The 25,395-nt window shown below is 74.2% G+C and carries 15 protein-coding genes and 1 pseudogene; 13 read left to right on the top strand and 3 right to left on the bottom strand.

Annotated features, from left to right (window positions below; all coding sequences use genetic code 11):
- The first annotated feature begins 214 nt into the window (after window positions 1-214).
- Window positions 215-2,797: an aminopeptidase N gene (gene pepN / locus ACFWIC_RS33415; RefSeq protein ID WP_380520735.1), complete on the top strand. Its 2,583-nt coding sequence runs from the start codon at window positions 215-217 to the stop codon at window positions 2,795-2,797.
- A gap of 199 nt (window positions 2,798-2,996) precedes the next feature.
- On the opposite strand, the gene ACFWIC_RS33410 is transcribed toward pepN, so the two are convergent.
- On the bottom strand, window positions 2,997-3,227 hold the full coding sequence (locus ACFWIC_RS33410) for a hypothetical protein (RefSeq protein WP_329948611.1): 231 nt from the start codon (window positions 3,225-3,227) through the stop codon (window positions 2,997-2,999).
- A 20-nt stretch (window positions 3,228-3,247) separates the two neighbouring features.
- Window positions 3,248-5,407: a 4-alpha-glucanotransferase gene (malQ, locus tag ACFWIC_RS33405; RefSeq protein ID WP_380520736.1), complete on the bottom strand. Its 2,160-nt coding sequence runs from the start codon at window positions 5,405-5,407 to the stop codon at window positions 3,248-3,250.
- A gap of 359 nt (window positions 5,408-5,766) precedes the next feature.
- Between malQ and ACFWIC_RS33400 the strand changes: the two genes are divergently transcribed.
- Window positions 5,767-9,864: a beta-N-acetylglucosaminidase domain-containing protein gene (locus ACFWIC_RS33400; protein WP_380520734.1), complete on the top strand. Its 4,098-nt coding sequence runs from the start codon at window positions 5,767-5,769 to the stop codon at window positions 9,862-9,864.
- 380 nt (window positions 9,865-10,244) lie between these two features.
- Here the strand turns inward: ACFWIC_RS33400 and ACFWIC_RS33395 are convergent.
- Window positions 10,245-10,748: pseudogene (locus ACFWIC_RS33395) on the bottom strand (HNH endonuclease); the annotation flags it as partial.
- A 600-nt stretch (window positions 10,749-11,348) separates the two neighbouring features.
- Here ACFWIC_RS33395 and ACFWIC_RS33390 point away from each other — a divergent pair.
- From ACFWIC_RS33390 to ACFWIC_RS33340, 11 genes are all read left to right on the top strand, one after another.
- The gene (locus ACFWIC_RS33390) at window positions 11,349-12,575 is read left to right on the top strand and encodes a mechanosensitive ion channel family protein (protein WP_329948609.1); all 1,227 of its coding nucleotides are present in this window, start codon (window positions 11,349-11,351) and stop codon (window positions 12,573-12,575) included.
- A 244-nt stretch (window positions 12,576-12,819) separates the two neighbouring features.
- The gene (locus tag ACFWIC_RS33385) at window positions 12,820-14,010 is read left to right on the top strand and encodes an ROK family transcriptional regulator (RefSeq protein ID WP_329882059.1); all 1,191 of its coding nucleotides are present in this window, start codon (window positions 12,820-12,822) and stop codon (window positions 14,008-14,010) included.
- 297 nt (window positions 14,011-14,307) lie between these two features.
- Window positions 14,308-15,663, top strand: coding sequence for an ABC transporter substrate-binding protein (locus ACFWIC_RS33380; protein ID WP_380359648.1), 1,356 nt, complete (start codon window positions 14,308-14,310; stop codon window positions 15,661-15,663).
- Between the two features lie 24 nt (window positions 15,664-15,687).
- Window positions 15,688-16,686 (top strand): sugar ABC transporter permease, encoded by a 999-nt coding sequence (locus tag ACFWIC_RS33375; protein WP_329948607.1) that lies wholly within the window; start codon window positions 15,688-15,690, stop codon window positions 16,684-16,686.
- Between the two features lie 21 nt (window positions 16,687-16,707).
- On the top strand, window positions 16,708-17,622 hold the full coding sequence (locus ACFWIC_RS33370) for a carbohydrate ABC transporter permease (RefSeq protein WP_329948606.1): 915 nt from the start codon (window positions 16,708-16,710) through the stop codon (window positions 17,620-17,622).
- On the top strand, window positions 17,622-18,911 hold the full coding sequence (locus tag ACFWIC_RS33365) for a 6-phospho-beta-glucosidase (RefSeq protein ID WP_380359646.1): 1,290 nt from the start codon (window positions 17,622-17,624) through the stop codon (window positions 18,909-18,911). Before ACFWIC_RS33370 ends, ACFWIC_RS33365 begins: the two co-directional genes overlap by 1 nt.
- Before the next feature lie 152 nt (window positions 18,912-19,063).
- Complete coding sequence (locus tag ACFWIC_RS33360; RefSeq protein WP_329882054.1) at window positions 19,064-20,083, top strand: BadF/BadG/BcrA/BcrD ATPase family protein; 1,020 nt, start codon at window positions 19,064-19,066, stop codon at window positions 20,081-20,083.
- 471 nt (window positions 20,084-20,554) lie between these two features.
- Window positions 20,555-22,003 carry a DNRLRE domain-containing protein gene (locus ACFWIC_RS33355; RefSeq protein ID WP_355405215.1) on the top strand — a complete coding sequence of 483 codons (1,449 nt, stop codon included), beginning with the start codon at window positions 20,555-20,557 and terminating at the stop codon, window positions 22,001-22,003.
- A gap of 160 nt (window positions 22,004-22,163) precedes the next feature.
- On the top strand, window positions 22,164-23,480 hold the full coding sequence (locus tag ACFWIC_RS33350) for an MFS transporter (protein ID WP_380520733.1): 1,317 nt from the start codon (window positions 22,164-22,166) through the stop codon (window positions 23,478-23,480).
- Window positions 23,477-24,496: a hypothetical protein gene (locus tag ACFWIC_RS33345; RefSeq protein ID WP_329948601.1), complete on the top strand. Its 1,020-nt coding sequence runs from the start codon at window positions 23,477-23,479 to the stop codon at window positions 24,494-24,496. The genes ACFWIC_RS33350 and ACFWIC_RS33345 overlap by 4 nt, the downstream gene beginning before the upstream one ends.
- Window positions 24,497-24,642: 146 nt before the next feature.
- Window positions 24,643-25,239 (top strand): hypothetical protein, encoded by a 597-nt coding sequence (locus ACFWIC_RS33340; RefSeq protein ID WP_355405218.1) that lies wholly within the window; start codon window positions 24,643-24,645, stop codon window positions 25,237-25,239.
- The last annotated feature ends 156 nt before the right edge of the window (window positions 25,240-25,395 follow it).

The following is a 25,395-nucleotide window of genomic DNA, read 5'->3' as shown; positions in this document are numbered from 1 at the left end:
CCGAAACTACTCCCCCCCACACGTGCTCACCGCCCCCACCCCGGCCGGCCGGGGCGGGGGGGGGCGGACCCACGCCCCCCCCCCGCCCCGCCTTCGTCGTCCCCCTCCGGCCCGGCCCGCCCCTCCCGTCCGACGGCCGCGGGCATATTCCTCCGGACCCGGCGGGCGGGCATGGCAGGATGCCAGGCATCAGCCTGACGAAGGAGTCCAGCGAGTGCCCGGCACCAACCTGACCCGTGACGAGGCCCGCACCCGGGCCGACCTCCTGCACGTGGACGCGTACGAGATCGAGCTCGACCTGAGCTCCGCCCGAGAGGGGGGCACGTTCCGGTCCACCACCGTGGTCCGGTTCACCGCCCGCACCCCCGGCGCGGCCACCTTCATCGACCTGGTCGCGCCGAGCGTGGAGGAGATCGTCCTCAACGGCGAGCGGCTCGACAACGCCAACTTCGCCGACAGCCGGATCGCTCTCCCGGGCCTCGCCGCCGAGAACGAGCTGCGGATCGTCGCCGACTGCGCCTACACCAACACCGGTGAGGGCCTGCACCGGTTCGTCGACCCCGTCGACGGCGAGACCTACCTGTACACCCAGTTCGAGGTGCCGGACGCCCGCCGGGTCTTCGCCTCCTTCGAGCAGCCCGACCTCAAGGCCGCCTTCACGTTCACCGTGACCGCGCCCACCGGCTGGGTGGTGGTCTCCAACTCGCCCACCCCGACGCCCGAGGGCGAGGGCGACAGCCAGGTCTGGCGGTTCGAGCCGACCGGCCGGATCTCCACCTACATCACCGCGCTGATCGCCGGCCCGTACGTCGGTGTCTTCGACGCGTACCGGAACGGCGACCAGGAGGTGCCGCTGGGCATCTACTGCCGTCCCTCGCTGCGCGAGTTCCTGGACGCCGAGGCGATCTTCGAGGTCACCCGGCAGGGCTTCGACTACTTCCAGGAGAAGTTCGATTTCCCCTACCCCTTCGCCAAGTACGACCAGCTGTTCGTCCCGGAGTTCAACGCCGGCGCGATGGAGAACGCGGGCGCCGTCACCCTGCGCGACCAGTACGTGTTCCGGTCCAAGGTGACCGACGCCGCGTACGAGGCACGCGCCGCGACGATCCTGCACGAGCTCGCCCACATGTGGTTCGGCGACCTCGTCACCATGGAGTGGTGGAACGACCTCTGGCTCAACGAGTCGTTCGCGACCTTCGCCGAGGCCGTCTGCCAGGCCGAGGCCCCCGGCTCCAAGTGGCCCAACTCCTGGACCACCTTCGCCAACCAGATGAAGACCTGGGCGTACCGGCAGGACCAGCTGCCGTCCACCCACCCGATCATGGCCGACATCAACGACCTGGAGGACGTCCAGGTCAACTTCGACGGCATCACCTACGCCAAGGGCGCCTCGGTGCTCAAGCAGCTGGTGGCGTACGTCGGCCAGGACGCGTTCTTCGAGGGCGTGCGGGCCTACTTCAAGCGGCACGCCTGGGGCAACACCCGGCTCAGCGACCTGCTCGGCGCCCTGGAGGAGGCCAGCGGCCGCGACCTCAAGGCCTGGTCCACCGCCTGGCTGGAGACCGCCGGCATCAACGTGCTCCGCCCCGCCCTCACGCTCAACACCGACGGCGAGATCGAGTCCTTCGCCGTCCTCCAGGAGGCCCCCGCGCTGCCCGCCGGCGCCAAGGGCCACGCCGTGCTCCGCCCGCACCGGATCGCCGTGGGCCTCTACGAGCTGAACGACGGCGCCCTGATCCGCACCGACCGGATCGAGCTGGACGTCGACGGCCCGCGCACCGAGGTGCCCGAGCTCACCGGCCGGCACCGCCCGGCCGTCATCCTGCTCAACGACGACGACCTCTCCTACGCCAAGGTCCGACTCGACGAGGACTCGCTGGCCGTCGTCACCGAGCACCTCGGCGGCTTCCCCGACTCGCTGCCGCGCGCCCTGTGCTGGGCCTCCGCCTGGGACATGACGCGGGACGGCGAGCTGGCCGCCCGCGACTACCTGACGCTGGCCCTCTCCGGCCTCCGGCGGGAGTCCGACATCGGCGTCGTCCAGTCGGTGCAGCGCCAGGTGCGGCTCGCCCTCGACGCCTACGCCGACCCGGCCTGGCGCGAGCAGGGCCTGTCCCGCTGGGCCGAGGCCGCCGAGGACCGGCTGCGCACCGCCGAGGCGGGCAGCGACCACCAGTTGGCCTGGGCCCGCGTCCTGGCCTCCGTCGCCCGGACCGACGGTCAGCTCGGCCTGATCGCCGGCCTGCTGGACGGCTCCGTCGAGATCGCCGGCCTGGCCGTCGACACCGAGCTGCGCTGGACCCTGCTGGGCCGGCTCGCCGCCACCGGGCGCGCCGACGAGGCCGCGATCGCGGCCGAACTCGCCCGCGACAACACCGCGGCCGGCCAGGAGCACGCCGCCAGCTGCCGGGCCGCCCGGCCGACCGCCGAGGCCAAGGCGGAGGCCTGGGCCTCGGTCGTCGAGTCGGACACGCTCACCAACTACGTGCAGGCGGCGGTGATCGGCGGCTTCCAGCAGACCGACCAGCGCGAGCTGCTGGCGCCGTACGTGGCGAAGTACTTCGCGGCGGTCAAGGACGTCTGGGAGTCCCGCAGCCACGAGATCTCGCAGCAGATCATCGGCGGGCTCTACCCGGGCCTGCTGGTCGAGCAGGCCACGCTGGACGCCACCGACGCGTGGCTGGACTCGGCCGACCCGGCGCCGTCGCTGCGGCGTCAGGTCGTCGAGGCGCGGGCCGGGATCGAGCGGGCGCTCAAGGCGCAGGCCGCCGACCGGGCGGCGGGCGCACGGGGCTGAGGTCCCGGCGCGGCCGACCGCCGTCCCCCCCTGCCTCCCGCCGCGGGCCTTCCCGGTGGCGGGAGGCAGGGGGCGGGGTCGGAGGCAGGGCCGGGGCGGGAGGGCGCACCCGGCGCGGGAACGCCCGAGGGGGCGCCGGACGTGGTCCGGCGCCCCCTCGGGGTCTTGCTGGGCTCTGTGGCCGGAAGGCCTGCGGCCGCTACTTCTTCTCCTTGCCGCCGCCGTACGGCAGCGCGGCCAGAGCGGCGATGATCACGAAGGACGCGATCGGGAGCACCACGAACAGACCGAGGGTCTGGGCGACGCTCAGGCCGCTACCCGGGTCGTCGCCGTCGTCCCTGGTGAGGGCCATGGCGGGCGACGACAGCAGCATCATCAGCGTGACCGTTGCGGTGACCGCGCCGGCTCGCAAAGCGTTCCTCTTGTCCACGATGCCAACTTACCCGCCACTTACGAGGGGCCGCTCGGCGGGGTCGGCCTTTCGGGCCCGGGCCCGGTCTGCTGCCCGACGGTCCGCAGCAGGTCAGCCAGGGCACCCGCGGCCGGAGCGGCGGCCAGCGCGTCCAGCGTGACCGGCCGGCCGGAGCCGTCCGCGACCGGAAGCCGCCAGTTCGGGTACTGGTCCCACGTGCCCGGCAGGTTCTGCGGGCGCGGATCGCCCACCACGTCCGGCAGCCAGACCCCGACCAGCTCGGCCGGGGTGTCCGCCAGGAAGCGGTACAGCGCGGTCGCCGAGAGCGGCTCGTCCTCCCCCAGCAGGCCCAGCCGGGCCAGCTCGGCCCGCCAGTCGGCCAGCTCGGCCGCCGCCTCCGCCTGCTCGTCGCCGAGCGCCCTGGCCAGCAGGCCGAGCCGGTGCCGCAGCTCCACGTGCTCGCCCGACAGCCGGGCGGCCGTCGACGGCAGGTCGTGCGTGGTCAGCGTCGCCAGGCTGCCCGGGCGCCAGCGCCCGGGCGGCAGGATCTCGCCCTTCGCCTGCCAGTCCCGTTCGAACCAGAGCACCGAGGTGCCCAGCACCCCGCGGGCCGCCAGTTCCTCGCGCACACCCGGCTCCACCGTGCCCAGGTCCTCGCCGATCACCGCCGTGCCGGCCCGGTGCGCCTCCAGCGCCAGCACCCCGAGCATCGCCTCGGCGTCGTAGCGGACGTAGGCGCCCTCGATCGGCGCGTGCCCGGCCGGCACCCACCAGAGCCGGAACAGGCCCATGACGTGGTCGATCCGGATCGCGCCGGCGTGCCGGGCGGCGGCGCGGATCAGCTCGGCGAACGGCGCGTAGCCGGCCTCCGCCAGCGCGTCCGGGCGCCAGGGCGGCAGGCCCCAGTCCTGGCCGTGCGCGTTGAAGGCGTCCGGTGGCGCGCCGACCGAGATGCCGGTGGCGAGGACGTCCTGCAAGGCCCACGCGTCGGCGCCGTCCGGGTGGACACCGACCGCGAGGTCGTGGACCAGGCCCACCGGCATGCCGGCGGTGCGGGCCGCCTGCTGGGCGTGCGCGAGCTGCCGGTCGACCTGCCAGGCCAGCCAGCGGTGGAAGCCGACCCGGTCGGCCGACTCGGCGGCCTCGCGGGCGACGTGCGGGGAGTCCGGGTGGCGCAGCCCCTTCGGCCAGGCGTGCCGGTCGGCGCCGTGCTTCTCGGCCAGGGCGTTCCAGACCGCGTACCGCTCCAGCCACGCGCCCTCGCGGGCCCGGTACGCCTCGAAGGCGGCCCGCCGGACCGCGCCGTGCTCCGCCGCGTACCGCTCGAACCGCGCGTACAGCAGCTCCAGCGCGCGGCGCTTGAGCGCCCACACCCCGTCGCGGTCGATCAGGCCGTCGTGCTGCAGCACCTCGGCCCGCAGGCGGGCGGCGCGCAGGACCAGCCCGTCGGCCTCGGCGCGGTCCTCGCCGGTCAGGTAGGCGTACTCGGGGACCGCCTCGACCCGCAGGTGGACGGGGTCGGCGAAGCGGCGGGACGACGGGCGGTAGGGCGACGGGTCGGACGGGACGGCGGGCAGGGCCGCGTGCAGCGGGTTGATCTGCAGGAAGCCCGCGCCCAGGCCGGCGCCGGCCCACTGGGCGAGGTCGGCGAGGTCCGCGAGGTCGCCCATGCCCCAGGAGCGGTCCGAGAGCACGGAGTACAGCTGGGCGAGGAAGCCCCAGCTGCGGCCGGGCAGCGCGGGGAGCCGCTCGGGGGCGACGATCAGGTGGGCGGTGCCGGTCCGCCGCTCGTCCCCGGTCCGCCCGGGGATCTCGGCCCGCAGGACGTGACGGCCGAGCGGCAGGTCGGCGGGGAGCCAGTGGGCGTGGCCGCGCGGGAGGTCCCAGCGGCCGCCGTCCTCCAGCTCGACGGTCAGCCGCGCGTCGGCGGGCACGTCCAGTGCGGTCCGCCGGCCCGCCCGGACCACCACGGTCGGGGGCAGCAGGCGGGCGCGCTGTTCGGTGCGGTGGTGCTCCAGCGCGGCCCGGGCGGCGTCGGGGGTGGCCGCGTCCACGCCGAGCGCGGCCAGCACCGCGACCAGCGTCCGTGCGCCCGCCGGCACTCCTCCGGGCCCGTACCGGGCGTCCACTGCGTACGCCTGGGCCAGCGCCACCAGCTCCGGCGGAGGAGGCGGCGCGTCCTGCGCCGGCACCTCCAGGCCGTCGGCTCCGTCACGGTCGAGATAAGCGGCCACTCGCGGCTCCTGCGATGTCTCGGCAACGCCCAGTCAGGACAGCCACAGTCCTACCCGCGTGACGCCCCGGCGACCCTGCGCGACACACGGACCCGGGGGTGGCGCGGGAGCACCGGGTCCGCCGGGGGCGCGCGCACGGGACGTCGGCCGGGCCTGCGTCCCGCTCCGGCGGGCGCGTTCGCGACCGGGGCTTTCGGTGCGGGGGCGAAGGGTTGGAGTCCGGGGTAAATCGGACAAAGTAGTCATACCCGTCGGCGACGTTGACACCGGGAGGGGTAGCTGGTGGGCTTTGGCGCGATGTGGTTCCTGGCGAGGAGGCTCCTGTGCAAGCCCGAGTGTCCGAGGTAGCCGGGCGGCGGCTGCGTCAGCAGCTGGAGCAGAGCCCGGCGCTGCGTGACGTGTTGCAGCACCCGGCGGCCCTCGCGGCGCGGCGGGCGACAGCACGGACCTGCCGTCAGCTGGCGCCGAGGACGGCGGACCGGCTGATCGCCGATCTCAAGGGGACGTCTCCGCTGCTGCCGTCGGTGCGCGCCGAGCGCGCGCTGGCCGCGCGGCCCGGGGCACCGAGCCGGCGGACCCTCCAGGTGGCGGCGACGCTGTCGGCGGCGGCCGTGGTCGGCGGACTGCTGGTGAGCGGTCCGGCCGCGTACGCGTACTCGCCGGGACCGGACGTGGTGAGCACCGCGAGCAACGCGGCGCAGACGCCGCTGGGCAACGTGAGCAACCCTCAGGTGTTCCCGCGTCCGCAGGAGATGGGCGTGGCCGGGAAGCCGGTCACCGTGCCGACCGGCGTCACCCTGGTGGTCTCGCCGAAGGCGGACCACGGTGCGGTGGACGCGGTGCACGAGGTGCTGGGCGTGGCCGGGGCCACCGTGATCACCCCGCGGTCGGAGCCCGGCACGCCGGTCGCCGGCGACCTGGTGGTGTACGTCGGCGGGCCCGCCGAGGGCGCGGGCGGCGCGACCGACCGGGTGCTGCGGGAGCTGACCGCGGCCGCGGGCGGCAAGGACACCGCGGCGCCGACCACGGCCGGGATGCCGGCCGGCGGGTACGTGCTGTCGGCCGGTCAGCTGCCGGTGCAGGGCGGCGGGACGTACGGCGTGGTGGTGCTGGCCGGCACCGACGCGGCGGGCACCTTCTACGCCGCGCAGTCGCTGCGCCAGCTGCTGGCCGTCGTCCCGGCCGGGCAGGGGCAGGCGCCGGGTGCGGCCGGTCTCGGGCTGCCGGGCGTCACGCTGCGGGACTGGCCGTCCGGCGCGCCGGTGCGCGGCACCGCCGAGGCGTTCTACGGCACCCCGTGGACCCAGCAGCAGCGCCTCGACCAGCTGGACTTCCTCGGCCGGGCCAAGCAGAACCTCTACCTCTACGCGCCGGGCGACGACCCGTACCGGCTCTCCCGCTGGCGGGACGCCTACCCGCAGGGGAAGGCCGACGACCTGCGGGCCTTGGCCGCCCGGGCCGCGCACAACCACGTGACGGCCGGGTACGCGATCGACCCCGGTCAGTCCTTCTGCTACAGCTCCGCGAAGGACGCGGACGCGCTGGTGGCCAAGCTGGACGGGCTGCGGAAGCTCGGCTTCGGCGCGTTCCAGCTGCAGTTCCTGGACGTCTCCTACGACGAGTGGCACTGCTCCGAGGACCGCGCGAAGTACGGCACCGGGCCGGCCGCCGCCGCCAAGGCGCAGGCCGAACTGGCCGGCCGGGTGCAGGACCGGCTGATCGCCCGCAACCCCGGGCTGGCCGCGCTCTCGGTGGTGCCCACCGAGTACCACCAGCAGGGCGCCACCCCGTACCGGACCGCGCTGGCCGCGGCACTGCCGGCGGGCGTCCAGGTCGCCTGGAGCGGGGTCGGCGTGATCCCGGAGCGGATCACCGGCACCCAGGCCGCCGACACCGCGAGCCTGTACGGGCACCCGCTGGTCACCATGGACAACTACCCGGTCAACGACGCCACCCCGGACCGGCTCTTCCTGGGGGCCTACACCGGGCGCGACACCGAGGTGGCGACCCGTTCGGCCGTCATGCTGACGGGCGCGATGCAGCAGCCGGTCGCCTCCCGGATCGCGCTGGCCACCGCCGGTGACTTCGCCTGGAACCCCGCCGGGTACAAGCCGGAGGAGTCCTGGCAGGCCGCGCTGCGCTCGCTGGCCGGTCCGACCGCCTCGGCCGCGACGCCCGCCGGCGCGGCCCTGGCCGCCGTCACCGCGCTGGCCGGCAACAGCGCCTCGTCGCCGCTCGCCAAGCAGGAGTCCGGCTACCTGCTGCCGCTGCTGGATCGGTTCTGGGCCACCGCCGAGCCGACCTCCGGCGTGGCGCCCGACCTCGCCCGGCTGATCGAGGCGGCCGCCCCGCTGCGGGAATCCTTCGCCGCGATGGCCGGCGCGCAGCAGACCCTCGCCTCGGCGCCGGCCACCGCCCAGCTGGCCGCCGAGTCCGCCTCCTGGCTTGCTCCGCTGCGCGACTACGGCCTGGCCGGACAGGCGGCCGTGGACATGCTGGTCGCCCAGCGGGGCGGCGACGGCGGGGCCGCCTGGAAGGCCAGGGTCGAGCTGAACAAGCTCCGCGAGCAGCTCGGCCAGAGCCCGGCGACGGTCGGCGCAGGCGTGCTCGGCCCGTTCCTGGAGCGGGCGCTGCGGGCCGCCGACACCTGGGCCGGCGTGCTCGACGGCGGCGTCACCCCGACCACCACCCTGGGCACCGCGCACGACCACCTCCCCGCGCTGATGACCGACGGTGTCGCCGACACGTTCTACTGGAGCTCGGCGCCGCCGCAGCCCGGCGACTCGGTCGGTCTGGACCTCGGCGACGGCCGCCCGGTCGGCAGCGTCACCGTGCTGATGGGCTCCTGGGGCAACGGCCCGGACGGCCAGAACGCGCTCGACGACTACCTGCGCGAGGGCGTGCTGGAGTACTCCACCGGCGAGGGCGGCTGGAAGCGGCTGGCCCAGGTGAAGAACCAGAAGTCCGTCTCCGCCCAGCTGCCCGCCGGGACCGTCGTCCGGGCGGTCCGGCTGCGTGCCACCTCGGCGCAGAAGACCGCGGTCGCGGTGCGCGAGTTCTCGGTCACCGCGCCGGACGAGGCACCGGCCAGCGTCTCCGGCGGCCCGGCCGCACTGCCCGGCTCCTCGGCCGCCGCGGTGCTGGACGGCAACCCGGACACCGCCTACCGGGCGGCCACCGCGCCGACCTCGCTGGACGAGCCGCTCACCGTCGAGCTGGGCGCCGCCCGGCCGCTGGACCGGCTGACCATCCTCACCGACCCGAACGTGCGTGCCTCCGCCGCCGTCGCGGTCCGGCGCGCGGACGGCAGCTGGGCGGAGATCGGCACCATACAGCCGGGCTGGAACGAGCTGTCGGCCGGCGGGCTGCCCGCCGACGCGTTCCGCCTGGCCTGGAAGCCGGGCGGGCAGCCTCCGGTGGTCAACCAGGTGATCCCCTGGTACGCGGACGCCCCGGCGGCCCGGCTCAGCCTGGCCGACACGGCGGTCGACGCGGTCATCGGGGCCGGCGCGCCCGTCCAGGCCCGGGCCACCGTCGAGGCCGGCCGGCCGGAGGGGGTGACCGGCGAGCTGCGGACGGAGGTGCCGGCCGTCGCCAAGGGGCTGACCGTGACGCCCGCGACCGGTGTGAGCGTGCCGCGCGGCGGCCGGGTCGGCGTCCCGCTGCTGGTCACCGCGGGGCCGGACACGCCGTCGGGCACCTACCAGGTGCCGGTGGTGTTCGTGACCGGGCAGACCAGCATGCGGCAGGTGCTCCAGGTGCACGTGGTGCCGCCGACCGGCGGGCCGGACCTGGCGATCACCGCCGAGGCGACCTCGTCGGCCGACGAGACGCCGCACTTCCCCGCCTCGGCCGTGGCCGACCAGGATCCGAAGAGCCGGTGGTCCTCGCCGGCCGCCGACGACGCCTGGGTGCAGCTGGAGCTGCCGCGGGCCGTCCACCTGGGCTCGGCGGTGCTGCACTGGCAGGCCGCGTACGCCGCCGCGTACAAGATCCAGGCCTCGGCGGACGGCCGTTCCTGGACCACCGTGGCGACGGTGGAGGACGGCAGGGGCGGCAACGAGACGGTGCGGTTCGACGCGCCGGGGGCGAAGTACCTGCGGGTGCAGGGCGTGGCCCGGGCCACCAAGTATGGCTACTCGCTCTGGGGCGTCGAGCTGTACGCCGTCGCCGCGGCGGCGGGGGCGACCCCGCCGGTGACACCGCCCCTCACGCCGCCGGTGACGCCTCCGGGCGGGCAGCCCGGCGGTGGCGGCCAGCAGGGCGGCGGACAGCAGGGCGGCGGACAGGCCGGCGGACAGCCGACCACGGTGCCGACCGCCCCGGCGACCACCCCGGCGCCGTCCGCCACGCCCACCGGGCCGACTCCGGCCCCGTCCGGCTCGACCGGCGTTCCGACGGGTCCGCCGGCGAAGCCGTAGCGGGGGTGCCGGACCGGGCGCGGGTTCCTGCGCCCGGTCCGCCCCCGCGGGCACGCACGGCCGCCCGGGCACGGGCACGCGGGGCCTGCGTGCGCACGGTGGGCGGGAGCGCGGCCGGGCCCGGCAACGCGGCGGGCCGCCGCGCTCCCCGTTTGCGGGGTGCGTGGCGGCCCATGAGGCGTACCGGGAAATCTGTCGGGCAAGCCCTTGTGGAGCGGTGGTCAGGCGGAGAGCGGTTCGGGCTGCTCACCGCGGCGGACGGGTGCGGAGTGGGCGGAGTGGGCCGAGTGGGCCGAGTGCGCCCGGCCGAGCGGCACCGGATGGGTGGCCTCGGTATGGTCGTGGTGTTCGTACTCGCCCCACTGCGGGGCGCGCAGCTGGTCGCCGCCGCCGTACGGCTCCAGGTAGGGCCGCCAGCGCGGATCCTTGATCCCGGTGCCGATGATCCGCCAGGCCAGGCCGGACGGCGGGGCCGGCGGGCGCTTCATCCGCCAGCCGAGTTCGGTGAGGTGGCGGTCGGCCTTGGTGTGGTTGCAGCGGCGGCAGGCGGCCACCACGTTGTCCCACCGGTGCTGGCCTCCCCGGCTGCGCGGGATGACGTGGTCGACGCTGGTGGCGGCGGCCCCGCAGTAGACGCAACGGCCGTGGTCGCGGGCGAACAGCGCCCGACGGGTGAGCGGGACGGGCCCGCAGAACGGGACCCGGACGAAGCGGGTCAGTCGGACGACGGACGGCGCCGGAAGGGCGCTGGTGGCGCTGTGCAGAGTGACACCCGAGTCCTCGAGGCTGACTGCCTTGTGATTGAGGACGAGGATGAGTGCGCGGCGCATCGATACGACGCCGAGTGGCTCGTAGGACGCGTTGAGGACCAGGACATGCGGCACGGATGCCTCCTTGGACGCCTGCGGCGCGTGGCTCGCGCCGGGACGAGCGGTTGGATCACACAGCGGGTGCGTGATCTCCCCCAGTGTCGCCTTACGCCTTTGTACGGCGCCACCACTCCTGTGTAACGGACCTGACGTGAACTCCGGATGTGGCTTCTGTCATACCCGGTATGCCCGGGGGAAGGGCGGGTTGCACCCCGGTGCCCGGAGGGTGCTCCGGGGCGCCCTCGCGGGGGAAGGCTGGGCCGGTCGGAGCAGCGGGGCGCACGGGGCGGGAACCGGTCGGACCCCGTCGGAGCAGCGCGGACGGCGGGCCCGGCCGGAGGGGGCGGCGGGGGTGAACCGCGGGGCGGGCGGGGCCGCGGGCAGCGCGCCGGGGCGTTGACGGGGCGTCCGTCCGGCCGCCGCGCGCCCTCGGAAGAGCGGTGGCCGGACCGTGGGAGAGCCGTGGGAGGGCGGTGCAGAGGCCGTCGGCGTGTCAGGGTGCCGGGTGGGCGGCGGATAGGGTAGAGCGGACGGTCCGCAGGCCAGGGGCGTGCCTCCCGGGTGTGCCTCCGCGGCGGCGGGCTGTGCCACGCACCCTGCAGGAAGGTCCCGCACGTGTTCAGGTCCGGTGCCGCCGGCCTCCTCGCCGACGCGTCCGTCACGCCGTCGGCCTCGACGCCGAACCCGTCCCCCAGTCCCACGGCCCCGGGGCTGCCGCAGCTCGACCTCAGAATCCCGACCAGCGCGCAGGAGGTCTCCGACACCACCCGGCAGGCCGCCAGCTGGTTCGACTCGCACTGGCAGGAGTGGCTGGCGAGCGGGGTCCGGATCGTCTTCATCGTCGTGCTGGCCCTGGTGCTGCGCGCGATGGTCCGCAAGCTGATCTCCCAGCTGATCGCGCGGATGGTCAAGCCCGGCGAGGGCGAGGACGAGCCCGGACGGCTGGGCGGGCTGCTGGCCAACACCGGGGTGGTCAACCCCGAGCGGCGGCAGCAGCGCTCGGAGGCGATCGGCTCGGTGCTGCGCAGCGTCGCGTCCTTCAGCATCCTGGGGACGGCCGCGCTGATGGTGCTGTCGGCGCTCGGGGTGAACCTGGCCCCGCTGCTGGCCAGTGCCGGTGTGGCCGGTGTGGCGATCGGTTTCGGCGCCCGCAACCTGGTCACCGACTTCCTCTCCGGGGTCTTCATGATCATGGAGGACCAGTACGGCGTCGGCGACGAGATCGACACCGGGGTGGCCACCGGCACGGTGCTGGAGGTCGGCCTGCGGGTGACCAAGCTGCGCGGCGCGGGCGGCGAGATCTGGTACATCCGCAACGGCGAGGTGAAGCGGATCGCCAACATGAGCCAGGGCTGGTCGACCGCCTCGGTGGACGTCCAGGTCGGGTACAAGGAGGACCTGCTGCGGGTCGAGGCGCTGATCCAGGAGACGGCGGAGGCCCTGGCCAAGGAGGCGCCGTTCGACGAGCTGGTCTGGGCGCCGTTCTCGATCCTGGGCGTGGAGTCGGTGGCCGTGGACTCGGTGGTGCTGCGGGTCGAGGCGCGGACGGCTCCGGGCAAGTCGCTGAGCGTGGCGCGGGCCCTGCGGCAGCGCCTGAAGGTCGCGTTCGACCAGGCCGGGATCAAGGTCAAGGAGGAGGTCGCGCCGGTCGCCGCCGATGCGGGCGCGGCCACCGGAACGGCCACCGCCGGGGTGGTGCTGACCACCGCGTCGGCGGCCTCGCCGGGCGCCGACCCGGCACCGCCGTCGGCGCTGGCCGACCCGAACTCGCCCCGCTACCAGGCGACGGCGCCGATACCGGCTCCCGTGAAGCCGGTCGACGACGCGGCCAAGGCGCCCTGACCGGGTAGCGGGCCGCCGCCCCGGCGGAGCCCGTGAACGAACGAGGGCCCCGTCTCCGCGCACGCCGGAGGCGGGGCTCACTGCTGCCCGGTAACGCTTCGGCATCCACCGGGGGAAGGGCCATTGACACCCTCGTGACGGGGACCGTACGGTCCTGTCTCAAGCGACTGGAAAGTTTCCTAACAGTTCGCCCGGGCCCGTCCGCCGGGCAGCCGACCAGCAGGAAGAGGAGGAGGATCTCCGCGTGACCAGGACCACCGCCAAGGCCCCCCTCGCCGGCACCCCCAGCCTGCTGCGCGCGATCAACGACCGCGCCGCCCTCGAACTGCTGCTGGAGAACGGCCCGCTCTCCCGTACCCAGATCGGCACGTTGACCGGACTCTCCAAGCCCACCGCCTCCCAGCTGCTGGCCCGTCTGGAGGCGGCCGGGCTGGTCCTGCCGGTGGGCACCACGGCGGGCGGACCGGGACCCAACGCGCAGCTGTACCAGGTGAATCCGGCCGCCGGCCACGTCGCCGGGCTGGACGTCACCAACAGCCACGTCCGGGTCGCCGTCGCCGACATCACCGGCTCCACGCTCACCGAGGACGTCGTCCCCACCAAGGGGTGGACGGCCGCCGAGACCGTCCCCCGGGTCGCCCGGGTGGTCGCCGACGCGACCCGGTCCGCCGGGCTGGCCGAGGGCAGCCTGCACACCGTCGTGATCGGCGTCGGCGGGGCGCCCGACCCCGGCACCGGCAAGCTCAGGTACGCCTCCCACCTGCCCGGCTGGCACGCGCCGCGGCTGGTCGAGGAGCTGTCCGGGGCGATCGGCGCGCCGGTGTCGATCGAGAACGACGTGAACCTGGCCGCCGTCGCCGAGCAGGCCTCCGGCGCGGCGCACGGGTTCGAGGACTTCGTCCTGCTCTGGGCCGGCGAGGGCACCGGCGCCGCGATCGTGATCGCCGGCCGCCTGCACCGCGGCTTCACCGGCGGCGCAGGCGAGGTCGGCTACATGCCGGTGCCCGGCGCCCCGGTGCTGCGGGACGTGCGCCGCCGCAACTCCGGCGGGTTCCAGGAGCTGGTCGGCGCCCCCGCCGTCCGGGCCCTGGCCCGGGAGCACGGACTCGGCGCGCCGACCGCGGAGGAGACGCTCGCCAAGGCGCTGCGGACCCCGGGCGCCGGCGACGCGTTCCTCACCGAGCTGGCGGGCCGGCTGGCCGTCGGACTGGCCGTGATCGTCGCCGTCGTCGACCCCCAGCTCGTGGTGGTCTCCGGCGGTGTGCCGACCGCGGGCGGCGAACGGCTGCGGGCGCTGGTCGAGGAGGAGCTGGCCCGGATCTCGATCGCCCGCCCGGAGGTCCGCAGCAGCACCCTGTCCGGTTCGCCCGTCCTGCTGGGCGCGCTGCAACGCGCGCTGGCGGCCGCCCGCGAGGCGGTCTTCTCCACCCACTGAGGTCCACCCGCCCACCGAAGTTCACACCAGCGACGCTCCCACCACGGACGCTTCCACCACCGGCGTCCGAACCACCGGCGTCAGAACCACCGGTTCAGAACCACCGGCGTCCGACCCATCGGCGCCCGAGTCACCGGCGCTCCCACCGAGCACCGCCTGAACCACCCGAACCACCCGGCTCCACCCGCACCACCCGCACCACCCGCACCGCTCGACCCCTGCACCCACTCTCCCCAACCCCCTACGCGGGACCCGAGGCAATGACGCCTGCCCGCGCACCCCCAGGAGGACCTCGAAGTGCACTCCACCACCTCCCGCAGAGGCCGCCGTACGATCGCCGCCGTCACCGGCAGCGCCGTCCTGGCCCTGCTGGCCACCGCCTGCACCGGATCCAGCGACGGCAGCGGCAGCGACGACTCGGCCAGCGGCAAGGACGTCACCATCACCTTCTGGCACGGCTGGAACCAGCCCGCCGAGGTGAAGGCGATCAACGACAACATCGCCGCCTTCGAGAAGGCCCACCCGAACATCCACGTCAAGACGACCGAGAACATCGGTGACGACAAGGTCAACCAGGCACTGCGGGCCGGTGGCGACGCCGCCCCGGACGTGGTCTCCTCGTTCACCACCAACAACGTCGGCATGTTCTGTTCGACCAAGGCCTTCGCCGACCTCAAGCCCTTCCTGGCGAAGGACAACATCGACCCGGCCAAGACCTTCCCGGCCGCGATGCTCAACTACACGCAGTTCCAGGGCAACCAGTGCTCCCTGCCGCTGCTCGGCGACGCCTTCGGCCTGTACTACAACAAGAAGGCCTTCGCCGACGCCGGGATCGCCGGCCCGCCGAAGACCTTCAGCGAGTTCGCCGAGACCGCCGCCAGGCTCACCCTCGCCGAGGGCGACAGCTACAAGCAGCTCGGCTTCATGCCGCTGTACCACGGCTACGAGTCGACCACCGAGCACTTCCTCGGCCAGTACGGCCCGAGCTACTTCGACGCCTCCGGCAAGTCCAGCATCGCCGCCGACCCGAAGGTCGCGGCGATGATGAACTGGCAGAAGGGCCTGGTCGACAAGCTCGGCGGCTACGACAAGCTGGACAAGTTCCGGGCCACCTTCGGCGAGGAGTTCAGCGCCAAGAACCCCTTCCACACCGGCCAGGTCGCGATGGCCATCGACGGTGAGTGGCGCACCGCCTCGCTCGCCGAGAACAAGCCGGACTTCGAGTGGGCGACCGCGCCGTTCCCGGTGCCGGACGACCAGGCCTCCACCTGGGGCCGCGGCTACCAGACCGGCACCATCATCGGCATCGCCAGCACCAGCAAGAAGCAGGCCGCCGCCTGGGAGCTGACGAAGTTCCTCACCACCGACACCGACGCGGTGGTCTCGTTCGCCAACGCGATCCACAACGTGCCCAGCACCTTCGCGGCGCTCGACTCGCCGAAGCTGATCAGCGACCCGAACTTCAAGACCTTCCTGGACATCGCGAAGAACGCGAACTCCAGCACCACGCCGGCCAGCGTCAACGGCGGCGGCTACATCGTCTCGGTGCAGAACCTCGGCTACGAGTTCGAGTCCGGCAGGCAGACCGATCTCGCGGCCGGTCTCGCGGCCACCGCCAAGGAGATCGACGCCGCCATCGCCCAGGCCAAGTAGCGCGGAACGGTTCACGGAGCTCCCATGTCACTCGCGTCCGACACCCGCAGGGGCACCGGACCGACCGACCCGGCGGCGCCCTCCACGCAGCACCTGCTGCGCCGGAAGCGCCGCCGGGAGGCGGCCCGCACCCTGGCCTTCCTCTCCCCCTGGCTGATCGGCTTCGCGGTCTTCTTCCTGTACCCGCTGATCTCCACGGTCTACTTCTCGTTCACCAAGTACAACGGCTTCGGCGCACCCGCCTTCAACGGCCTGAAGAACTGGGACTACGTCTTCAACGACCTCCCGGCCTTCTGGAAGGGCCTGCGCAACACCGTGTGGCTGGTCTTCATCATGGTGAGCCTGCGGGTGGCGTTCGGCCTCGGCATCGGGCTGCTGATCACCAAGGTCAAGACCGGTGCCGGACTCTTCCGCACCGCGTTCTACCTGCCGTACCTGGCACCGCCGGTGGCCGCGACCGTCGCCTTCGCCTTCCTGCTCAACCCCGGCACCGGACCGGTCAACCACTTCCTCGGCGAGATCGGACTGCCCCAGCCGGGCTGGTTCGCCGACCCGACGTGGTCGAAGCCCGCCCTCACCATGCTCGCCATGTGGGGCATCGGCGACCTGATGGTCATCTTCATGGCGTCCCTGCTGGACGTCCCGAGGGACCAGTACGAGGCCGCCGAACTCGACGGCGCCGGGCCGTTCCAGCGGTTCCGGTTCGTCACCCTGCCGAACATCTCGCCGATCATCATGTTCGCGGTGGTCACCGGCGTCATCCAGACCATGCAGTACTACACCCAGGCGATCGTCGCCGCGAAGGTCACCAGCGGCAACGCGGGCAACTCCGGGCAGCAGTTCGAACCGGGCTACCCGCAGGGATCCACCTGGACCCTGCCGCAGATGGTCTACAACCTCGGCTTCCAGCGCTTCAACTACGGCGCGGCGTGCGTCGTCGCCCTGGTGCTGTTCGCCATCTCGATGGCCGTCACCTCGCTCCTGCTCCGCCGCAAGTCCGGCTTCATGGCGAGCGACGACTAGCGGCCCAGTGAGGACACGATCATGACTCTCAGCTCCACCCTCACGGCGAAGGCCCCCGCGGAGGGGCCCGCCCGGCGCGGCGCCCCCGGCGCCGCGGCCCGCGCCGCCCGCCGCCGCGCGCTGCTCAACTGGGTGGCCGTGCACTCGCTGGCCGTCGCCGCCGCGCTGTTCTTCCTGCTCCCGCTCGTCTTCGCCTTCCTCACGTCGGTGATGACGGACAGCCAGGCGCTCACCACCGACTACTGGCCCACCTCCTGGGAGTGGGGCAACTACGCCAAGGTGTGGGACACCCCCGGCTTCCTCACCTGGTGGCGCAACACCCTGCTGTACGCCGGCCTCGGCACCCTGCTGACCATCGTCTCCAGCCTTCCGGTGGCCTACGCGCTCGCCAAGTTCCGCTTCCGCGGCCGCAATCTGGCGCTGATGGCGGTCATCTCGATGATGATGCTGCCGCCCCAGGTCACCATCATCCCGATGTACCTGTTCTGGGCGAAGGAGCTCGGGCTCAGCGGCTCGCTCTGGCCGCTGATCATCCCGATGGCCTTCGGCGACGCCTTCTCGATCTTCCTGCTGCGGCAGTTCCTGCTGACCATCCCCAAGGAGTACATCGAGGCGGCCCGGATCGACGGCTGCGGCGACCTGCGCACCCTCCTCAAGGTCGTCCTGCCGATGGCCAAGCCGGCCATCGCCGCCGTCGCCCTCTTCCAGTTCTTCTACTGCTGGAACGACTACTTCGGCCCGCAGATCTACGCGAGCAACAAGCCCGGCGCCTGGACGCTCTCCTACGGCCTGGAGTCCTTCAAGGGTGCCCACCACACCAACTGGAACCTCACCATGGCCGCCACGCTGCTGGTGATGGCCCCGGTGATCCTCCTCTTCTTCTTCGCACAGAAGGCCTTCATCGAAGGCGTGACACTGACAGGGGTCAAGGGCTGATGTCCACACTCAAGCTGGCCATCGTCGGCGGCGGTTCGACGTACACCCCGGAGCTGATCGACGGCTTCGCCCGGCTGCGGGACACCCTGCCGATCGGCGAGCTCGTCCTGATCGACCCGGCCGCGGACCGCCTGGAGCTGATCGGCGGGCTGGCCCGGCGGATCTTCGCCAAGCAGGGGCACGGCGCCGTGGTGACCACCACGACCGACGTCGAGGCGGGGGTCGCGGACGCCGACGCCGTCCTGCTCCAGCTGCGGGTCGGCGGGCAGGCGGCCCGCAACCAGGACGAGACCTGGCCGCTGGAGTGCGGCTGCGTCGGCCAGGAGACCACCGGCGCGGGCGGGCTCGCCAAGGCGCTGCGGACCGTCCCGGTGGTGCTCGACATCGCCGAGACGGTCCGGCGCACCAACCCCGACGCCTGGATCGTCGACTTCACCAACCCGGTCGGCATCGTCACCCGGGCCCTGCGGGAGGCCGGCCACAAGGCCGTGGGCCTCTGCAACGTCGCCATCGGCTTCCAGCGGCGGTTCGCCAAGCACCTGGGCGTCGACCCGGAGCTGATCCGGCTCGACCACGTCGGCCTCAACCACCTCACCTGGGAGCGCGGCGTCACCCTGCTCGACGCGCCCGGCGCCGCCGGTGGCCGGGAGGTGCTGCCGGAGCTGCTCGCCGGCTTCGGCCAGGAGATCGCCGACGACCTGCTCCTGCCCCGGCGGGTGATCGAGCGGCTCGGCGTCGTCCCCTCCTACTACCTGCGGTACTTCTACCAGCACGACCAGGTGGTGGAGGAGCTCAAGGTCAAGGGCTCCCGCGCCGCCGAGGTCGCCGAGATCGAGCGGCAGCTGCTGGAGATGTACGCCGACCCCGCGCTCGACACCAAGCCCGAACTGCTCGGCAAGCGCGGCGGCGCGTTCTACTCCGAAGCGGCCGTGCAGCTCATCGCGGCGCTGCTCGGCACCGACGGCGCCACCTCGGTCCAGGTGGTGAACACCCGCAACGACGGCGTCCTGCCGTTCCTGCCGGACGACGCCGTCATCGAGGTGCCGGCCGAGGTCGACGCGGCGGGCGTACGGGCCCTGCCGCAGCGGCCGGTCGAGCCGCTCTACGCCGGCCTGATCGCCTCCGTCACCGCGTACGAGAACCTCGCCCTGGACGCCGCCCTGCGCGGCGGCCGCGACCGGGTCTTCGACGCCCTGCTCGCCCACCCGCTGGTCGGCCAGATCGACCTCGCCGACCGGCTGACGGACCGGCTGCTCGCCCACAACCGCGAGCACCTCGCCTGGGCCTGACCCGCCCGGCCGAACTCCGGCCCGCACTCCGTGGGGGGTGCGGGCCGGGCCGCCGAGGGCCCGCCGGCCCTCCGCGAGGAGGCCGCGAGGAGACCTCCCACCCCCGGCCGGGACCAACCACGGCCGGGCCACGTACGAGCCGCGGGGACCTGATGACCCACCAGCCCGAACCACACCTGCCCGGCGTCCTCGCCATCGACGCGGGTAACTCCAAGACCGACGTCGCCCTCATCGGCGCCGACGGCACCGTCCTCGGCTCCGCCCGGGGTGGCGGCTTCACCCCGCAGAAGGTCGGCGGCGCCGCCGCCGTCGCCGGCCTGGCGCCGCTGGTCGAGCAGGCCGCCGCGGCGGCCGGGATCACCGCCTGGAACGGCACGCTGACCAGTCACGTCAGCGCCTGCCTCGCCAACGCCGACCTCCCGGTCGAGGAGGAGGCGCTGCGGGTGGCCCTGGAGTCCCATCCGTGGGGCGCCAGCAACACCGTCGTCAACGACACCTTCGGCCTGCTGCGCGCCGGGACCGACGGCCCGCGCGGCGTCGCCGTCGTCTGCGGCGCCGGCATCAACTGCGTCGGCCTGCTGCCCGACGGCCGCACCGCCCGGTTCCCCGCCCTCGGCGAACTGACCGGCGACTGGGGCGGCGGCGCCGGCCTCGCGCTCACCAGCATGTGGCACGCCGTCCGCGCGGAGGACGGCCGCGGCGGGCCGACCGTCCTGGCCCCGGCCATCGCCGAGCACTTCGGCCTGCCCAGCGCCGGCGCCGTCGCCGAGGCCGTCCACCTGGACCACCTGCCGTACGGCCGGCTGCACGAGATCGTCCGGGTGCTGTTCGCGGTCGCGGAGGGCGGCGACCGGGTCGCGCTGGAGCTGATCGACCGGCAGGCCGACGAGATCACCCGGCTCGCGGTCGTCGCCCTGCGCCGGCTGGAACTCCTGGAGGAGCCCACCCCGCTGGTGCTCGGTGGCGGCGTGCTCGCCTCGCGGCAGCCGCTGCTGATCGACAACCTCACCGCCCGGCTGGCGGAGGCCGCGCCGCTCGCCGAGCCGCGCGTCGTCGTCGCACCGCCGGTGCTGGGCGCGGCGCTGCTCGGCCTCGACCACCTGGCGGCGGGCGCCGAGGCGCAGGCCCGGGTGCGGGAGGCGTACGACACCGACCGGCCGGTGGCGGCGTAGCGCCCGGTCCCGACGCTTCCGCCCCCGCCGCACCGCTTCCGCCCTCGCCGCTTCCGTCCCCACAGGTTCCGCCCCCGCCGGGTCCGCACACCCGGCGGGGGCGGTCGTGCGTTCACGGCCGGGCGGCGCGGCGGGGCGTTCACGGCGGGGTGTTCACGGCGGGGCGGCGGGATCGGGCGGGTGGGCGGCGGACGGGCGGGTGGCGACGGGAGGGGTGGACGGGACGCTACGGCGCGGTAACCTGACGGACAGTCAGTTGCTCGGACCGGTCGACGGACCGGTCGAGCGAGGCGGCGCGGGGCCGACGGCCGGGGCGGGGTGGGACCGGAGAGGCCGGTGGGGCGACGGCACCAGGCGTTCACCGACCGGCCATCGGTCCAGGGGAAGTCCATCACCCGGGAGAAGGCTGCCGTCCCTAGCGTCTCCCGACGCACCGCCGACCGTCCCCCTCCTCTCACGAAGGGTCACCCCATGCCCGGACGCAGAGTCGTCGCCGCGGCCACCCTCGGCGCCATGACCGCCGGCGCGCTGGCCGTCACCGCCTTTTCCGGTGCCGCCACCGCGGCGGTCGGGACCACCACGTTCACTCCGGTGGCCGACACCTACGCGTACAGCAGCAACCCGAGCACCAACTACGGAACGTCCGGCCAGCTCGGGGTGGACAACAGCCCGGCCAAGCGGACCTTCCTGAAGTTCACCGTCTCCGGCCTCACCGCACCGGTGACCGGCGCCAAGCTGCGCATCCACACCGACGACGTGTCCGGTGCCGAGAGCGGCAGCGGCGGCACCTTCCGCTCGCTGAGCAGCACCACCTGGTCCGAGACCGGCCTGACCTGGAACAACCAGCCGGCCGTGGACGGCCCGGTGCTGGGCTCGATCGGCTCCGTCTCCCGCAACGCCTGGTACGAGGTGGACGTCACCTCCTACGTCCAGGGGAACGGCACCTTCGCCATCGGCGTGACCTCCGCGTCCAGCGACGGCGCCGACTACGACTCGCGCGAATCCGGCTCCACCGCACCGCAGTTGGTGATCACCACCGACACCGGCACGCCCTCCCCGTCGCCGACCGTGACCTCGTCGCCGACCGCCACGCCCACCGCCACCCCGACCCCCACCACCTCCCCGACCGGCGGCGCGGACCCGGTGCTGGTCGGCGCCGGCGACATCGCCAACTCCGGGAACGGCGACGAGGCCACCGCCAAGCTGCTCGACGGCATCCCCGGCACGGTGTTCAACGCGGGCGACAACGCCTACCCGGACGGCAGCGCCTCGGACTACACCAACTACTACGCACCGACCTGGGGCCGCCACAAGGCACGCACCAAGCCGGCGCCGGGCAACCACGAGTACAACACCTCGGGCGCCACCGGCTACTACAACTACTTCGGCGCCGCGGCCGGCACCGCCGGCCAGGGCTACTACTCCTACGACCTGGGCAACTGGCACGTCGTGGCGCTCAACTCGAACATCTCCACCAGCACCGGCTCCGCCCAGGAGCAGTGGCTCCGCGCCGACCTCGCCGCGAGCAACAAGCCCTGCACGCTGGCGTACTGGCACCACCCGCGGTTCACGTCCGGCTCCAACCACGGCCCGAGCACGTCCGTCGGCCCGCTGGTGCAGGCCCTGTACGACTACAACGCCGACGTGATCGTCACCGGCCACAACCACCAGTACGAGCGGTTCGCGCCGATGAACCCGGGCGGCGCGCTCGACACCACCCGCGGCATCCGGCACTTCGTGGCCGGGATGGGCGGCGCCAGCCACTACAGCTTCGGCACCATCCAGGCCAACAGCGAGGCGCGCAACAGCGACACCTACGGCGTGCTGAAGTTCACGCTGCACAACAACGGCTACACCTGGCAGTTCGTCCCCGAGGCGGGCAAGACGTACAACGACAGCGGCACCACCGCCTGCCACTGACGCCCGGCGCACCCCCCGAGCGACGACGCGGCCGGGACCTCCCCCGGCCGCGTCCCGCCGCTCCGCCGACCCCGCGCGGACCACCCCGCGCCGCCGTCCCGCGCCGACCGTCCCGCGCCGACCGTCCCCGTGCCGAGCTCGCACCGGCGAAAGGCCACCCGTGTACCTGTCCACCATCGGCCGCCCGGCCGCCGCCGATCCCCCCACCGATCCCCCCGCCGGCCCGAGGAAGCGCCGCTGGGCCCTGGTGGGCGGCAACGTCGTCGCCCTCGGGACGGTCAGCCTGGTGACCGACGTCTCCTCCGAGATGGTCACCGCCGTCCTCCCGCTCTACCTGACCGCCGCCCTGCACCTCGGCCCGGCCGCGTACGGGGTGATCGACGGTCTCTACGGCGGCGCGACCGTGCTGCTGCGCCTGGTCGGCGGCTTCGTCGCCGACCGGATCCAGCGCCGCAAGGTCGTCGCCGGGGCCGGTTACGCGATCTCCGCCGTCGCCAAGCTCGGCCTGCTCGCCGCCGGCTCCGCACCGGCCGCGCTCGGCCTGGTGATCACCGCCGACCGGGCCGGCAAGGGCCTGCGCAGCGCCCCGCGGGACGCCCTGATCACCCTCTCCGCCCCGGAGGGCTCGCTGGGCCGGGCGTTCGGCCTGCACCGCACCATGGACGCGGCCGGCGCCTTCGCCGGCCCGCTGCTCGCGCTGGCGGTCCTGGCCGCCGCCGGACAGGCCTTCGACGCGGTCTTCGTCACCAGCTTCTGCGTCGCCGCCTTCGGCGTCCTGATCCTGGTGCTGTTCGTCCGCGACCACCGCACCCCGATGCCCGCGGCCGGCGCGATCTCCGCCCGCGCCGCGCTGGGCCTGCTGCGGCAGGGCCCGGTGCTGCGGCTGGTGCTGGCCGCCGCGCTGCTCGGGCTGGCCACGATCGGCGACGGCTTCGTCTACCTGCTGCTGCAGCGGCGTTCGGACCTCTCGCTGGGCTGGTTCCCGCTGCTGGCGGTCGGCACCAGCCTGACGTACCTGCTGCTGGCCGCGCCGCTGGGCGCGCTCGCCGACCGGATCGGCCGCCTCCCGGTGCTGCTGGGCGGCTACGCGGCCCTGGCCGGCGCGTACCTGCTGCTGTACGGGCCGCTCGACGGGACGGGCGCGACGGTGGCGGTGCTGGCGCTGCACGGCCTCTTCTACGCGGCCACCGACGGCGTGCTGATGGCCCTGGCCGGGCCCCGGCTGCCCGAGGCGCTGCGGACCACCGGCATCGCCCTGGTGCAGAGCGGACAGGCCCTGGCCTACCTGGCCTCCTCGGTGCTGTTCGGGCTGGCCTGGCAGTACTGGGGGCCGGCCACCGCCAGCCGGGCGGCCGCGGCGGCCGTCGCGGTGGCGCTGCTGGGGACCGTCGTCCTGCTGTCCGGCGGTCCGCGCCGCCCCGCCGGCCCGGCCGCTCCCGTGACCACCTCCGACACCCCTGCGAAGGACCCCCGTTGAACCTCACCCCGCGCGCCCGGCTGCTGGCGATCGCCACCGCCGCCCTGCTGCTCGGCGGCGCCGCCACGACGTACACCCTGACCGCCGGCTCCGCACCGGGCACCGCCGCGACGGCCCCGGGCCGCGGCTCCGCCCCCGACTCCGACTCCGATCCCGACGGCGACCCCGGCGGCACGGCGGCCGGTCCGCGCATCCAGGTCCTGAGCAACGGCCTGCTCTCGTCCGTCTCCCGCCAGGACCCGGGCGGAAGCCGCGAGGTCGGCAGCCGCCGCTGCGAGCGCGCGTACGCCGCCGCCGGGACGGTCGCCTGCCTCGCCCCGGCCGGCGCCCTGGAGGGGCCCGAACTCGTCGTGCTGGACCGGGCGTCGAACGAGCGCAGGAAGGTCTCGCTGACCGGCCTCCCGAACCGGCTCCGGGTCTCCGCCAGCGGCCGGATGGTCTCCTGGACGCTCTTCGTCGGCGGCGACTCCTACGCGGGCAACTCCTTCTCCACCCGGACCGGCGTCCTCGACACCTCCGGGGGGCAACTCCTCAACACTCTGGAGGAGTTCACGATCACCCGGGAGGGCCGGCCGTACCGCGCCGCCGACGTGAACTACTGGGGGGTGACCTTCACCGCGGACGACAACCGGTTCTACGCGACCCTCGCCACCGACGGCCACCGCTACCTGGTGGAGGGCGACCTCGCCGCCCGGACCGTCCGCACGCTCGCCGACAACGTCGAGTGCCCGTCGCTCTCCCCCGACGGCCGCCGGATCGCGTTCAAGCAGGCCGTCGACGGCGACCCCGCCAAGGGCTGGCGCCCCGCCGTGCTGGACCTCGCCACGATGGCCGCCACCCGGCTGCCCGAGCAGCGCTCGGTGGACGACCAGCCCGCCTGGCTCGACGACGCCACCGTCGCGTACGCGATCCAGCGCTCGGACGGGGTCAACGACGTCTGGGGGGTACCGGCCGACGGTTCGGCGGCGCCCGCGCTGCTCGTCCCCGAGGCCAACTCCCCCGCCCCGCTGTCCTGACCGTGCGCCGTCCGCCCGCCTGCCCGCCGCCGTCCGGTTCCGCCGGACCGGCGGAACCGGCGGAACCGGCGGAGCGGAACCGGGTGTACGGATTCCGCGTGTACGGGGGGTGCCGTGTCCGGTCGTCTTCCTGGGAGACTCGCCCCATGACCGCCCCCCGTCGCCTCCTCCTCGCCGTGCTGCTCTGCTGTACCGTCACCGCCGGCCTGGCCGCCTGCACCCCGATCGACGAGGACCCGACGGTGGCGATGGCCTCGGACGACGACGAGGACACGGCCGACGCCGAGGACCTCGACGACGCGGCCCCGTGGGAGGACGGCACGGAGGAGGCGTACGGCGCCGCGACCGACTCCGCGCCGACGGCCCCCTCGCCCGAGTGCACCGACCTCTCGCTGAGCCCCGGCCACCAGGTCGTCCGGGTCGTCGGCGAGATCGAGGGCCGCCTCACCGCCCTCCCCACCCGGTACGTCTGCGACTCCGACGCCCCCGACGACGGCTCCTACGACCCGGTCGGCATCCCCACCGCCTACCCGCTCGCCGCCCGGGTGACCGCCACCCTCGTCGCCCTTGAGGACGGTGAGCCCGCCAAGGAGGTCCAGCTCCCCGTCCTCCTGGAGCACCTCGGCGACTGCCTGGCCGACCGTGAGCCCGACCCGCCGTACGGCTGCTACGGCGACACCTACGACATCGTCCTCGACGCCCGCGGTCGCATCACCCGCATCACGGAGCTGTACCGCCCCTGAGGACCCGAGGCGCCGGGGCGCTGCCCCTCCGCCCCGGACGGCGCCGGCCTCCCGCGGTGGCCCGTACCGGCCTCCGCCCACCGGGCTTGACCTCAAGTGGGGTTCACGTTGTCGGATAGGGCCCAGGCGGTGATCACCACCGCCGGCACGGCACGT

This window comes from Kitasatospora sp. NPDC127035, assembly GCF_042726075.1.
Classification (GTDB): domain Bacteria; phylum Actinomycetota; class Actinomycetes; order Streptomycetales; family Streptomycetaceae; genus Kitasatospora.
Note: the sequence above shows the minus strand (reverse complement) of the source record. Positions and strands in the feature narration are given on the sequence as shown.